Source organism: Nocardiopsis mwathae, from assembly GCF_014201195.1.
Taxonomy (GTDB): Bacteria; Actinomycetota; Actinomycetes; order Streptosporangiales; family Streptosporangiaceae; genus Nocardiopsis_C; species Nocardiopsis_C mwathae.
On sequence record NZ_JACHDS010000001.1, the window covers coordinates 3850036 to 3863666 of the forward strand.

General features: G+C 73.1%; 13 protein-coding genes. 3 read left to right on the plus strand and 10 right to left on the minus strand.

The features are described from left to right. The first annotated feature begins 134 nt into the window (after positions 1-134). Positions 135-1019, plus strand: coding sequence for an alpha/beta fold hydrolase (locus HNR23_RS16645; protein WP_184076568.1), 885 nt, complete (start codon positions 135-137; stop codon positions 1017-1019). A gap of 228 nt (positions 1020-1247) precedes the next feature. On the opposite strand, the gene HNR23_RS16650 is transcribed toward HNR23_RS16645, so the two are convergent. The 6 genes from HNR23_RS16650 to HNR23_RS16675 all read right to left on the minus strand — a co-directional run bounded on the left by HNR23_RS16650 (position 1248) and on the right by HNR23_RS16675 (position 7133). Next, positions 1248-2234 carry an MBL fold metallo-hydrolase gene (locus HNR23_RS16650; protein WP_184076570.1) on the minus strand — a complete coding sequence of 329 codons (987 nt, stop codon included), beginning with the start codon at positions 2232-2234 and terminating at the stop codon, positions 1248-1250. Positions 2235-2423: 189 nt separating this feature from the next. Further along, on the minus strand, positions 2424-3326 hold the full coding sequence (locus HNR23_RS16655; RefSeq protein WP_184076572.1) for a PHP domain-containing protein: 903 nt from the start codon (positions 3324-3326) through the stop codon (positions 2424-2426). A 46-nt stretch (positions 3327-3372) separates the two neighbouring features. Further along, positions 3373-4026 (minus strand): DUF6758 family protein, encoded by a 654-nt coding sequence (locus HNR23_RS16660; RefSeq protein WP_184076574.1) that lies wholly within the window; start codon positions 4024-4026, stop codon positions 3373-3375. Positions 4027-4190: 164 nt separating this feature from the next. Next, positions 4191-5519 carry a type II CAAX endopeptidase family protein gene (locus HNR23_RS16665; RefSeq protein ID WP_184076576.1) on the minus strand — a complete coding sequence of 443 codons (1329 nt, stop codon included), beginning with the start codon at positions 5517-5519 and terminating at the stop codon, positions 4191-4193. Positions 5520-5583: 64 nt separating this feature from the next. Then, on the minus strand, positions 5584-6555 hold the full coding sequence (locus tag HNR23_RS16670) for an RNA polymerase sigma-70 factor (protein WP_184076578.1): 972 nt from the start codon (positions 6553-6555) through the stop codon (positions 5584-5586). Beyond that, entirely contained in the window at positions 6552-7133 is a 582-nt protein-coding gene (locus tag HNR23_RS16675; RefSeq protein ID WP_184076580.1) for a carboxymuconolactone decarboxylase family protein, read from the minus strand. The genes HNR23_RS16670 and HNR23_RS16675 overlap by 4 nt, the downstream gene beginning before the upstream one ends. A 193-nt stretch (positions 7134-7326) precedes the next feature. On the opposite strand from HNR23_RS16675, the gene HNR23_RS16680 reads away from it, so the two are divergent. Both HNR23_RS16680 and HNR23_RS16685 read left to right on the plus strand, forming a co-directional pair. After that, positions 7327-8466, plus strand: coding sequence for an Mrp/NBP35 family ATP-binding protein (locus tag HNR23_RS16680; RefSeq protein WP_184076582.1), 1140 nt, complete (start codon positions 7327-7329; stop codon positions 8464-8466). A gap of 2 nt (positions 8467-8468) precedes the next feature. Further along, a complete protein-coding gene (locus HNR23_RS16685; protein ID WP_184076584.1) occupies positions 8469-8960 on the plus strand; it encodes a nucleoside deaminase in 492 nt (163 codons plus the stop codon). Positions 8961-9021: 61 nt separating this feature from the next. Here the strand turns inward: HNR23_RS16685 and HNR23_RS16690 are convergent, their stop codons facing one another. From HNR23_RS16690 to sigE, 4 genes are all read right to left on the minus strand, one after another. Beyond that, on the minus strand, positions 9022-10149 hold the full coding sequence (locus tag HNR23_RS16690; protein WP_221308148.1) for a S1C family serine protease: 1128 nt from the start codon (positions 10147-10149) through the stop codon (positions 9022-9024). A gap of 964 nt (positions 10150-11113) precedes the next feature. Continuing rightward, positions 11114-12163, minus strand: a complete 1050-nt coding sequence (locus tag HNR23_RS16695; RefSeq protein ID WP_343070592.1) for a sigma-E factor regulatory protein RseB domain-containing protein — start codon at positions 12161-12163, stop codon at positions 11114-11116. Beyond that, positions 12160-12891, minus strand: a complete 732-nt coding sequence (locus HNR23_RS16700) for a zf-HC2 domain-containing protein (protein ID WP_184076586.1) — start codon at positions 12889-12891, stop codon at positions 12160-12162. Before HNR23_RS16700 ends, HNR23_RS16695 begins: the two co-directional genes overlap by 4 nt. A 4-nt stretch (positions 12892-12895) precedes the next feature. Next, complete coding sequence (gene sigE, locus HNR23_RS16705) at positions 12896-13507, minus strand: RNA polymerase sigma factor SigE (RefSeq protein WP_184076588.1); 612 nt, start codon at positions 13505-13507, stop codon at positions 12896-12898. Positions 13508-13631: the final 124 nt, after the last annotated feature.

Here is a 13631-nt window from a genome sequence, read left to right on the forward strand (position 1 = left end):
GTACGGCCCCGGAGGAATCCGGCCTCTGGGGCATCACACCGCAAGGTGACCACCCGAATCCGGGCCAATCTCCGAAAAATCCAAGGCCAACGGACGACCCACCGGCCCCGGAAGATCGTCTAAGGTAATCCGTCGTGAGTACACCTCGGTTTCTGGACCTCCCGCCTGGTGTCCGACGGATCGACGTCCCGACGGCCCTCGGCCCGATCGCCGCACTGCACGCCATGCCCACGGCCGGGGGCACCGACCGCCAGACCGCTGTGCTGGTACCGGGGTACACCGGCAGCAAAGAGGACTTCATCGCGCTGCTGCAGACGCTGGCGCAGGCCGGGCGGTCCGTACTCGCCATCGACATGCCCGGCCAGTACGAGTCCCCTGGCCCCGCCGACCCCGCCTCCTACACCCGCGAAGGGCTGGGGCGGGCCGTCGCCGAGCTGGTCCGCGCCCTCGATGAGGGCCCGGTACACCTGCTCGGGCACTCCTTCGGCGGGCTCGTGACGCGCGAGACGGTGCTGGCCGGCGACGTTCCGCTGCTGAGCCTCACCCTGATGAGCTCGGGGCCCTCGGCCATCAGCGGGCTGCCCGCGGCCGACGCCCAGCGCCTGAAGGCCGCACTGGAGGACTCCCCCACGCGCGACCGCCTCCGCCGGATCTGGGAGGAGCACCTGGACCGGCCTGCGCGCTCCAGCGGCATCAGCGAGGAGATCCACGCGTTCCTCCGCGCCCGTATGCTCGCCAACCACCCCGAGGGCCTGGTGCGGATGGCCGGGGCTCTCCTGGACGCCCCCGACCGCTGCGCCGAGCTGAACCGGCTGACCCTGCCGAAGCTGGTGATATACGGCGAGAACGACGATGTGTGGCCCACCGACGTCCAGGCCGACATGGCCCGGCGTATCGGCGCCCGCCGCGTGGTCATCCCCGGCGCCTGCCACTCCCCCAACGTCGAGGCGCCGGAGACCACGGCCAGCGCTCTCACCCGCTTCTGGCACGGCGCCGAGACCCCGGGCCGCGCCGACTGACCCCGTCTCTCCGCCTCTTGCGTCGATCTCGGGGATATCGGGGTGATGATCACGCGCGGTACCCCGATATCCCCGAGATCGACGCAAGAGGTTCGGTGACCGAGCGGCCGTCCGGGCGGCGCTCGCACGCCGCTTCACGAAGTCGAGTCAGGTCGGCTTGACGAGTGAAGCGGCGCGGCGAGCGTCGTTCCGGTGGCCGTGAGCCGGGAATGATCCGCCGAACACGCCCTAAACCCAGGTCTCGAAGTTCTTGCTCTCGGCCGCGACCGTGGTCTCGGGGCCGCGGTCGGGGAGGATGCGGGTGTCCGGCGGGAGGGACATCAGGACCTCGCCGACCGAGTGGAGCTGGCGGGTGTAGTCGACGTAGCCCTCGCCGACGGTGCCCAGTTCCCCCTTGCGCAGGGTGTCGCCGCTGAACACGGCGCCGAGCTCGGAGATGTAGTAGGCGACGCTCCCGGTCGAGGTACCGGGCAGCGGGAGGATGTCGATCTCCTTGTCGCCGGCCTGCAGCGAGCCGCCGCCCTCCACTTCGAGGTCGGGGCGGTGTTCGGCGCCGTGCACGCGGCGCCAGGGGCGGATCTCGCGGCGGTGCAGCGCGATCGGGGCCTGGTCGCGCTCGGCCACCTCCACGGCCGCACCGATGTGGGTGTTGTAGCCGTTGGTGCAGGCGACGAGGTAGATCTCACGCTCGCCGACGGCCTCCAGGACGGCCTTGGCATCGTGCGCCGGGTCGATCACGACGACGCCCTCGTCGTCGACGTCGACGATCCAGGTGTTGCTGACGACGTCGTACTCTTCACCGTCGACCTTCAGGACGCCGGCCGTGCGGACACGCTGGATGCCGTCCGAGTCGGGCTCGTCGGTGCCGGGGACCTCGGGCTCGCGCTCCTCCTCGGTCGCCCCCTCCGCCTTCGCCTCGGCCTTCTCGCCCGCCTCGGCCTCCCCGGCTTCCTCGGCCTTCGCCTCCGCATCGGTCTCCCCGGCCTTGGCGGGCTTCTCGGCGTCGGCGTCGGTGGCGGCGTCGGTGGCGGCGGGCGTCTCCTCGGCCGCCACAGCGGTGGCCGCCGTGTCCGCGCCCTTGTCCTCGGCGGACTGCGGCTCGTCGCGGGGCCCGTCAGCGTCGTCGGCGCCGTCGGCCGTCACCGTCGAGGGCGTCGTGCCGCCGGCCTCGGCCTCCTCGACGTCCTTCTTCTTGTTCTTCCGATTCCAGAACACGGTGCCGACCCTTCGCTTCGCTGGTTGGGAACTCATCGCAAAAGTTGCGCGGGACCATTGTTCCGGCCCTGCGGTGCGGTCGGGTACCCCCTCCGCACGGCCGGTGAGGATCCCACACCGACGCTAAACGGCCGATAAGACGCGGCGGTCCCGCTTCGGCCGGTCATCATGCCACGTCAGGCCGGGATTCTAGCCCCTCGGTCCGATGATGGGCGCCGCTCCGGTGGCGGGGGCGACCAGCTCCTCGTAGGCGGCCGGATCCGTCGTGCGGGCCCCGAGCCGGTGCCCGGTCAGTTCGCCGTGGTCGTCGCTGGACCCGGTGACCACCAGCCCGAGCCGGCCGGCGACCGCGCGCCAGTGCTCGGCCTCGGCCTCGTCATGCGCGGGATGGTCCGCCTCGATTCCGCCGAGTCCCGCCCGGGCCATCTCCGCCACGACCTCTTCGGGGACCGCACCGGTCAGGGCTCCCTCACCCCGCGCGGGGTGGGCGAGCACGCACACCCCGCCCGCCGCCCGCACCAGTCGGACCGCGCGCACCGGGTCCAGGGCGTAGCGGGCCGCGTAGGCGGGGCCGCCGGAGCCGATCCAGCGGTCGAACGCGTCCTGCACGTCCTCGGCGGCGCCGGCCTCCACGATGGCCCGGGCGATGTGCGGGCGCCCGACGACGACGTCGCCGGGCGCGGCACGGCCGACACCGGTTCCCGGCTCCAGGCCGTGGGCGATCTCCCGGACCCGCTGCCAGGTCACCTCGACACCGGCCGCACGCAGCAGCCGGACCATGGTCTCGGCTCGATCGGTGCGGTCGCGGCGGATCCGCCGCAGCTCCTCGGTCAGCTCGGGGTGGTCGGCGTCGAAGAGGTAGGCCAGCAGGTGGACGCTGGCGCCCCGATAGGCGCAGGACAGCTCCATACCGGGGACGAGGGTGAAGCCCGGCGGCACGTGCGCGGCGGCCGCGGACAGCCCGGCGACCGTGTCGTGGTCGGTGAGCGCGAGCACGTCGAGCCCCGCCGCGACAGCGCGGCCCACGACCTTCTCGGGGGGCTCGGTGCCGTCGGAGACAGAGCTGTGCGAATGCAGGTCGATGCGCATCACCCGACGATACAGGGGACATCTCCGCACGGGAGGGGGCGGCTCCCCGTCAGTCCATCGGCCGCAGCGCGGAGGCGAGGAAGGGCGAGGGCGCCCCGAACGGCAGCTGCCGGGACAGGCCGCCCTGGTGGTCCCGGAGGTCGATGACCGCCTTCAGCTCGCAGATCTGCACGCCGACGTCGGCCGGGTTGAACACGATCCACATCCAGCAGCTGTTGGCCTCCCCGGCGTAGACCGCGCGCTCCGTGCCACCGTCGACGCTCCACAGGGCGATTTCGTGCCCGTCGTGGCGGATCTTGGCGTCCGGCGGACCGGCATCGAACCCGCTGCCCGGGTCGGAGCCGTCGAACCCGGCCAGGCGCGCGCCCAGCCCGATGCCCGGGTCCTCGGCGACGATGGCCATCTCGCCGACACCGCCGAGCGGGGCGGGGCCGGAGAGCGCGACCGCGATACCGAGTGCCCCACTGCGGTCGTCACCCGCCTCGGCGAAGCCCGTGACGACCCACCCGGCCGGCAGCGGCCAGGGCATCCATACGGGGACCTCCGCGGACTTGACCAGCAGGTCGACCGTGGAGTCGCCGAGGGGGCGGATCCGGCGCAATGGTGCGACGGGGCCGTGCGCGTCGCACAGCCACGCGCTCGTCCACACGTTCGGCGGATGGATGGCACGGCCGCACCGAGGGCAGGATGGATCCGTTCTCATGGCTGGTGGGAGAGATACCCCGGTGGCCGGTACGGAAACTCCCGGCGCCCAGGGCACAGGCGTCCCCCGCGCCCCGGGCCTCCTGGGACGTGTTCGGCGGATGCTCTCGGGTGAGCGAGCCGCGTTCCGGCGGCCGGGGGTGAGGATTCGGTACGCCGTACCCCCTACGGCGTACCGGGGTCGGCGGGCGGCGGGTGGGCGTGCCCGCCCATGGTGCCCTGAGAGCCGGACAGCCCCGCTGCTCCGGGGGTGCCGCGGCCGCCGAGACCGGGGGCGGGGCCGCCCGGCCGGGGCCGGAGAGGCCGGCTCGGGGCGGGTCCCCGGGGCGGAGCGCCCGGCAGGGATTCCGCGGCGTCGCCGGGCGCGGTGCGCCGGATGCCCAGTCGGCGCACCAGCCACACCACGACGAGGATGAACAGGCCGACCTCCACGGCCGTACCGACCACGCCCTCCCACGACCCGGGGCCACGGGCGGCGGCGTCGAGCGTCCCCTCGTAGGCGCTGATGGAGAAGACCAGCATGTTGTGCAGCACGTGCAGCGCGATCGCCGCCTCCAGCCCGCCGGTGTACCAGGTCAGCCAGGCCAGCCCGGCGCCGAGGAGGGCGACGTTGACCAGCCCCCAGCCGGTGTACTCGTGCAGGGAGGTGAAGACCGCGGTGGTGATGATGATGCCGAGGACGGGTGTGCGCAGGAACGCCGCCCACGCCCCGTCGCCGCGCCGCTCGCCGGGCTCGGCGCCGTAGCCGCCGACCAGCTGCAGCAGGAAGCCGCGCAGCGCGAACTCCTCGGCCGAGGCTTGGAACGGGACCAGCAGCACGATCGCCACCAGGGCGGGGATGAACGCGGCTCCCCCGCCGAAGTCGGCGACGAACGCCTCGCCGGGGGCGGTCAGCCGCTGCAGGACGTACAGCGCGGCGGTGAACACCGCCAGCACCGGGAGGGCGGCCAGCATGCACACGAGCAGCCAGCGCCAGCGCATCCGCCCTTCGACCGAGATCAGCGTGCCGACCGGCCGCCGCTGGATCAGCCGCACCGCCAGCATCACCACCGGCGTCATCAGGGAGATGGTGACCAGCAGGAACACCAGGTCGGGGACGGTGGCGCCGAGCGGCGACTCGGGGCTGAAGCGGTGCCCGTGGAGCGCCGCGATGATGGCGGCCGCGACGCCCATGATGGTCTGCACGAGCAGGTAGAGCGCGGCCGCGAAGATGAACGCCACGATCGGGATCCACCAGCGGTGCCGCCAGGTGTGCCCCATCCGGTGGTAGGCGCTGCCGGGCCGGGGCAGCGCCGGGCCCGACGGCCGGGGCGGTCGGCACCGCTCCGCCGGTGGCGGCCATGCCCAGGCCTGGGCGGGCTGGGCACTGGCCGCCGGAGTCCCGGGCGGCCATGCCCACGCCTGTTCGTCCGGGTTCGCTGACGTCTCCCGTCCGCCGGACTGCCGCGGATCGGGCTGCCAGGACGAACCAGGCGGTGGCGGCGTATTTCTCATCGTCTGCCGAGATTACTATCCGCCCGTGTATCGGCGGCGTTAAGGACGCAGGGCGATCGATCGGCTACTCACCGATGCCTCCGTCGTGCCCGTGTCCGGCGCCCCGCCCGGCCGTGTCCGCCATCAGCCGCCGTAGGTGCGTCAGCTTGTCCGGGTTGCGGACCATCAGCACCTCGGTGATGGCGCCGTCGGTGACCTCCACCAGGGCGACGGCCTCCACGTGGCCCTCCGCGTCGCGGAAGACGATGCCCGGCGCGCCGTTGACCTCGGCCCAGGCCACCAGCCACCGTTGCTCCTGGAACCGGGGGCCGATCCCGGCCATGAAGCGGGCGCACCGGTCGGCGCCGAACAGCGGGCGGACCGCCGCCGCGGCCTTGCCACCGCCGTCGGTGAGGACGATGGCGTCCGCCGCGAGCAGCTCCTTCAGCCCGGCCACGTCACCCTCCGAGCAGGCGGCCAGGAACCGTTCGGTCAGGCGGCGCCGCTCGTCGGGCCCCGCGGTGTGGCGGGGGCGGCGGGCGTGCACGTGCTCCCGCGCCCGGTGGGCGAGCTGGCGCACGGCCGCCTCCGACTTGCCGACGGCCTCGGCGATCTCGGCGTGCGGCACCCCGAACACCTCGCGCAGTACGAACACGGCACGCTCGACCGGGTTCAGCGTCTCCAGGACCACCAGCATCGCGTAGGAGACCTCGTCGGCCCGCTCCACCTCGTCGGCGACGTCGGGCGCGGTGACCAGCGGCTCGGGCAGCCACGGGCCGACGTAGGACTCGCGCCGGCTGCGCGCCGCGCGCAGCCGGTTGAGGCTGAGGTTGGCGGTGATCCGGACCAGGTAGCCCTTCGGGTCGGCCACATCGGACCGGTCACCCCCGGTCCAGCGGATCCACGCCTCCTGTACGCAGTCCTCCGCGTCGGCGACGCTGCCCAGCATGTCGTAGGCGACGGTGAACAGCAGCCGCCGGTAGCGCTCGAAGACCGCGGTGCCGTCGGTGCCGTCGGTGCCGTCGGCCCTCCGCTCGGCCGAGTCGACCGTGTTCACGCCTGTTCCTCCTGTCGTGCGTGCGGTACCGCCTGCGCCACCTCGCAGGTGTCCGTGAACCCCTGGCTGGTGAGCCCGAGGGCGTGGTTGAACCGCGACCTCCGGTTCTCCACGGCGACGATCGCGGTCAGCTCGACCAGTGCGGCCTCGCCCAGTTCGGCGAGCAGCTCGGCGACCATCGCGTCGGTGGTCTCCATCGGGTCGGCGCTCATCGCCTCCGCGTACTCCATCACCCGCCGCTCCAGCGGGCCGAACAGGTCGCTGTCGCGCCACTGCGGGACCGCGCGCAGCTTGGCGGGGTCGAGGCCCCGGTGGGTGTGCTCCCAGTAGCCGAAGTCCATGCACCAGGAGCAGCCGATGCGCGCCGCCGACGCGGTGACCGCGAGCGCCTTGAGCGTCGGATCGAGGCGCTTCCACGTCGCCACACCCGTCTCGTTCAGGAGATCGGTGACGAGGACCCGCCCGTTGTGCGCCATGGCCTTCCCCGGGTCGGGGACCATGCCGAAGCGGCGCCGGGCCAGGGGCATCAGCAGGCGGTTGAGCAGGGTTCGGGGCGGTTCCAGTGAGATGCGGGCCATGACGGCCTTCCTTTCCCTCCGCGTTCTCCGATGATTCCCCCATAGAGACCCGCGGCCCCCCGCAGACGTGACAGGGCTGGGAAAGAAGAATCGCCGGAGATCCGGGAATACGCCTGTGACCTGGGGGAACGCGTTTTCCGGCGAGGCGTGCCCGCTGGTGTGTGCACGCGCAGGCTTCACTACCATGGAGTACATGTCCTCCACACCCACCACCGAGCAGGTGCACGCGGCCCTGGCGACCGTCCAGGACCCCGAGATCCGTCGTCCCATCACCGACCTCGACATGGTCAAGAGTGTCGAGATCGCCGACGGCGGCGTCGTGAACGTCGGCATCTACCTCACGGTGGCCGGTTGTCCCATGAAGGGGCGGATCGAGAAGGACGTCACCGAGGCCGTCTCCACGGTCGACGGCGTCACCGCGGTGCGGGTCGAACTCGACGTCATGAGCGACGAGCAGCGCAAGGCGCTGCAGACCAAGCTGCGCGGCGGGCAGGCCGAGAAGGAGATCCCCTTCGCCAAGCCGAACTCGCTGACCAAGGTCTTCGCGGTCGCTTCCGGCAAGGGCGGTGTGGGCAAGTCCTCGGTGACCGTGAACCTCGCCGCCGCTCTGGCGGAGCAGGGCCACAAGGTGGGCGTGGTCGACGCCGACATCTACGGCCACTCGGTGCCGCGCATGCTGGGTGTGTCCGAGCACCCGACCAAGGTCGAGGACATGATCATGCCGCCGTCGGCGCATGACATCAAGGTCATCTCCGTGGGCATGTTCACCCAGGGCAACCAGCCGGTGGTGTGGCGCGGCCCGATGCTGCACCGCGCGCTCCAGCAGTTCCTCGCCGACGTGTTCTGGGGCGACCTGGACGTGCTGCTGATGGACCTGCCCCCGGGCACCGGCGACATCGCGATCTCCGTGGCCCAGCTGCTGCCGAACGCCGAGATCCTCGTCGTGACCACGCCGCAGCAGGCCGCGGCCGAGGTCGCCGAGCGCGCCGGCGCGATCTCCGCGCAGACCCACCAGCGTGTGGCGGGTGTCATCGAGAACATGTCGTACTTCGTGGCCCCCGGCAGTGACGAGCGCACCTACCTCTTCGGCGAGGGCGGCGGCCGGACGGTCGCCGAGGGCCTCACCCGGTCGCTGGGCGCCCAGGTGCCGCTGCTCGGCCAGGTCCCGCTCGACATGCGGATGCGCGAGGGCGGCGACGAGGGCGAGCCGCTGGTGCTGACCGACCCCGAATCCGAGGCCGGCGGCGTGCTCCGCCGGATCGCCGAGGACCTGGTCGGCAAGCCGCGCGGGCTGTCCGGCATGCAGCTGGGCATCACCCCGGCCGGCCGCTGACCATGACCGGAACCGACACCCGGAGCACCGCTGCCACTGCGCGCTACCGCGACTGGCTGCGGATCGCCGTCGAGGAGGCCGAGGCCGGACTCGCGGAGGGCGGTATCCCCATCGGGGCCGCGCTGATCGGCCGCGACGGCAGGGTGCTGGGACGCGGCCGCAACCGCAGGGTGCAGGACGGCGATCCGTCCGTGCACGGCGAGACCGCGGCGTTCCGCAACGCCGGTCGGCAGCGCTCCTATGCCGGGACGACGATGGTGACCACGCTGTCGCCGTGCTGGTACTGCAGCGGCCTGGTGCGGCAGTTCGGCATCTCCCGCGTGGTCATCGGCGAGTCCACCACGTTCACCGGGGGCCACGACTGGCTGGCCGAGCACGGGGTGGAGGTCGTCGTCATCGACGACCCGCGCTGCGTGGAGCTGATGACCGGCTTCATCGCGGCCCACCCCGAGCTGTGGCACGAGGACATCGGCGAGGACGGCACCGGGGCCTGAGCACGGCCCCGCCCCGTGCGCCGACCTCGGGAGAGGTCGGCGCACGGGGCGGGGAGACCGGTCAGTCCTTGGCTTCGCCGAGGGTGATGGTGGTGGTGCGCTTCTCGCCGTCGCGCTCGTAGGCGACCTCGACCTTGTCGCCCGGCTGCTTCTGGGAGAGGAGCAGCCGCAGCTCGGTGGAGTCGGAGACCTTCCGGCCGTCGAACTCCACGATCAGGTCCCCCGCCTTCAGGCCCGCCTTGTCCGCCGGGCCGTCCGGGACCACCGCGTCGCCGCCGGCCTGCTCGTCGGAGACGATCGGCGCGCCGTCCTGGCCGAAGCGCATGTCCAGGACAGCGCCGATCACGGCCTGGCGTATGTCGCCGTTCTCGATGAGCTCGTTGACGACCCGCTCGGTCTGGGACGACGGGATCGCGAAGCCCAGCCCGATGCTGCCGCTCTGCTCGCCGGGCATCGCGCCCATGGTGGCGATCGCCGAGTTCACGCCGATGACGCGGCCCTGCGCGTCGACCAGCGGCCCGCCCGAGTTGCCCGGGTTGATGGCGGCGTCGGTCTGCAGCGCGTTGATGAACGTCTCCTGGCCCTCCTCGCCGACGGTGACCGGCCGGTCCACGGCGCTGATGATGCCGGTGGTGACGGTCCCGGCCAAGCCGAGCGGAGCGCCGATCGCGATGACCTCGTCCCCCACCGTGACCTGGTCGGAGTCGCCGAACTCCAGGGCCTCGACGTCGATGGGGTCCTTCAGCTTGAGCACCGCCAGGTCGGCGCTGGGCGCCGAGCCGACGACGTCGGCGCCGCTGGTGTGCCCGTCGCTGTAGACGACCTCGATGCCGCCGCGCTCCAGTGCCGAGGAGACGTGGTTGTTGGTGACGACGTGGTCGCCCTCGATGACGAAGCCCGAACCGTTGCCGCTCAGCCCGGGGCCGCTGGCCTGGATGGAGACGACGCTGGGACTGACCCGCTGGGCGACTCCGGCGATGGTGTCGGGGGCACGGCTCGGGGCGCCCGTGGGGGGCGGGTCGTTGAGCGACGGGCCGCCGGCCGCTGCGGACTCGCCGTTGCTCAGTCCCACCTGGGCGCCGACGGCGCCGCCGACGCCGGCTGCGGCCACGGCGACCAGCGCGACCACGAGTACAACGGACCAGACCGGCACGGTGCGGCGTCGGCGCTGCGGGGCGGGCAGGTGCATGATGGCGGTGCCACCGGGGGTCGTGCCCCACGGGCCGCCGCCGGGAAAGCCGTCTGCGGGGCCGCCGGGACCGGGGGGCCGACCGGGCCCGCCGGGAGCACCGGGCCCTGAGGGACCGCCGAGGCCGCCGACGCCGTGAGGCAGGCCGGGGCCGCCGGTGTTCCCGGGACCGCTCGGGCCCATGGGGCCACCGGGGTACGGTGGGCGGACCGATCCACCGGGGCCACCGAAGCCGCCCGAGGCGAAAGCGCCGGTCGTGCCGGGTGGGGTTCCGCCGAACGCCCACTGGCCGGTTCCGGTCGGCGGCGGGCCGGGCATCGCGCCGCGGCCGCCATCGCCGCGGGGTGCTCCTGGTGGTCCCGGTATCCCCGATCCGGTCTGCGGGCGGGCGGGCGGCCCCTGGCCCGCAGGGTCCGAGTCCGGGGCCGGCCGCTGGTCATCGGGGGCCGAACCGGGCGACGCCAGTAGGTCGCCGCTGTTCGGCGGAGCTGAGTCGGCGCCTACCTGGGGCTGTCGTTCCGGCGCCGCGTCCGCCGCTCGGCCGCGCTCGTCCGCGCGTTCCGCTCCGGGCGGAACCGACCAGGTCTGCTCCCCGTCCGCGGCCGGGGGGCGGGGTCCGGTCTCATCCGTCATGAATTCTCCGTGTTGTCGCTGCCGCCTCCATTGTGGGGCGACCGACATAAGCCGTTGGTTAACAGACCCTCGGTGGGATGTGCCTACTGGCGCACCTTACGCCCCCACCGGGGCATTCGTACTCTTGGTGGTGTCGGCCGGTGGTCGACGCTCAGGTAACCTGTGCCACCTAGGGCGTGTTTGACGGATCATTCCCGGCTCGCGGCCACCGGAACGACGCTCGCCGCGCCGCTCCACTCGTGAAGCCGACCTGGATTGACTTCGTGAAGCGGCTTGCGAGCGCCGCCCCGGACGGCCGCTCGCTCACCGGAAAGCATCCGCCAAACACGCCCTAGGCGCCCGGCCAGGAGCCGATCCGCTCGAACCCGCGCGCCACCCGGGACCAGAACCCGCTCCCGTCCGGGCCCGGAAGGCCCCCGACCGCCGCCGCGACCGTCTCCTCGGGGGCGTCGGCCAGCACGGTGAAGACGAATCCGTCGGCTTCCCAGACACGGCGCCGCTGCCCCGCGTCATCGACGAGGACGGTGCCGCCCCCCTCTACGACGGCGGTCAGCCCGTCCCCGGTTCCCCCCGATTCGTGATCGAGCCGCCCACGCTGGACGAACACGGACACCACCGACAGCCCATCGGAATAGGACAGGTGCAGGACCCGGTCCTCGGCCTCGCCCTTCGACCACACCTCGATCAGCCGGAGATCCCAGTCCAGGTGGTCGGGCACGGGCCAGCCGTCCCCGCGCGGCTCCTCGCCCGAGGCGACGGCGGTCCACGGCCACGCGTGGTGCGCCGACATGGGGGCGGCGTCCGCGCCGACATCGGTCCGGAATTCGGTGAACTCGGTGGAGTGGGCGATCCGCCCGGCCGCGTCACGGACTTCCCGGCGCAGCGGCAGCCCGGTGGTGTCGTCGATCCAGAAGCGCCCGGCGACCGTGTCGTTGGCGCGCCGCGCCTCCACGACGGTCGCCGCCCGGCCGCAGATGGTGCCGCTTCCGGCGCGGGTGACCCGGTAGTTGTCGGCCAGGGCGCGCAGCAGCTTGCCGTCCATCTCCAGCAGGGTCGACGAGGGCGCCACCACCACGGGCGCGGCCCCGGTCGTGCCGGGCGGGCCGCCGTACTCGGTGCCGCTTCCCGCCCGGTGCACCACCTGGACGACGCGGGTCTCCGCCTCGGGGCCGGTCCCGGAGGTCACCGCCTGGACGCCCGCGTAGGAGGTCTCGTGGGCCGCCTTGGCCGCGCGGCGCAGCCACGCCATCCCGTCATCGTCACCGTCCGGTGGCGCCTGCCCCGCCCGGGACGACGAGGCGGCGGTCACCGGCACCAGGATCAGCAGCGCCAGCAGGACCAGCACAAGGGCCGGAGGGCGCCATCGGTCCTCGCCGCTCACCGGGGCCGGGGCGCATCAGGTCCGGGGGCGTCGGGCGCGGGGCCGCTCACCGGAGCGCGGACGACCGCATCGACGCCGGCCGGGGTGGAGGCCGGCGCGGGAGCGGTGGCCCCGGGGAGCGCCCCCTGGCGGGCGGTGACCGCGTGTTCGACCGCGAAGTCCTCCAGCGCGGGCCTGACGACCGGAGCCGGCTGCTCGTCGCCCCCCGCGACGAAGGCCGTCCCCAGGGTCAGCGCGACCACGGAGACGCCGGCGACGGCGAAGCGCGCGCCCGGCCACCCCGGGCGCAGGACCGACAGCGGCTCGGCACCGCGCCGTCTGCGCAGCTCCCGCAGGGCGGAGGAGGCAGAGGGCGCGGGAGCGGGTCCGGTGGTCGCACCGAGCGCGCCGGATGCCGGGGAGGGCAGCGGGTCCGCGCCGAGCGGGGCGCGGCTACCCAGCGGCCGACTGAGGACGCCGGGGCCGCCTCCGGGGGTCGTGCCCCCGAGCGGCGGCCCCGCGGGTGGTTCCGCGGGCGGCGGTCCGTTCAGTGCGGACAGGCGCCCCATGAAGTCGGTGGAGGGCGCGGGTTCGTCGAGCCCGTGCAGGCGCCGCTTGAGTCGGCGCATCATCTCGGCCTCGAAGCGGCAGGACTCGCAGGAGGCCAGATGGATCAGCGCGCGGTCGCGCTCGGCCTCCCCCAGTTCGCCGTCGACGAGAGCTGACAGCCGTTCCCCCAAGTGGTCCATTTGTTCACTCCACCTCCCGGCCCCAGCCATGAGCCTGTGTCACGTTCGCGTGGGCGGCGCCTTCCTCGGCGGCGATGCGCTTGCGGTGCTCCAGTGCCTTGCGCAGCTGGGCGCGGCCGCGGTGGATGCGGCTGCGCACGGTCCCCAGCTTGACCCCGAGGGTGGCGGCGATCTCCTCGTAGGAGAGGCCTTCGATGTCGCACAGCACCACGGGCGCCCGGAACTCGGCGGGAAGCGCGTCGAGGGCGCCCTGGATGTCGGCGTCGAAGTGCTTGTCGTCATACGACTGGGCCGGTGAGGGTTCCCGGCCTTGGAGGCGCTCGTCGGCGTTCTCGGCGAGACCTTCGAAGCGGATACGCGCCTTGCGGCGTGCCATGTCGAGGAAGAGGTTGGTGGTGATGCGGTGCAGCCAACCCTCGAAGGTCCCGGGGGTGTAGTTCGCCAGGGAGCGGAAAACGCGGATGAAGACCTCCTGGGTGAGGTCTTCGGCGTCGTGCTGGTTGCCGGTCAGGCGGAAGGCGAGGCGGTACACGCGTGCCGAGTGGTTCCGCACCACCTCGTCCCAGCTGGGCGGCTCCCATTGCTCGAAATCCACAGCAGAGTCGGAGCCTGCCACCGGCTACCCCCTATCTTCGGCGCGATCCCGTCGGCGCGGCGTCCCCGTCCGGCCGCGTCAGCGATCGGCCGGATCGCCCGGATCGCCCGGACGGTCCGTCGGCGTCCGCGAGGACCCTTCACCC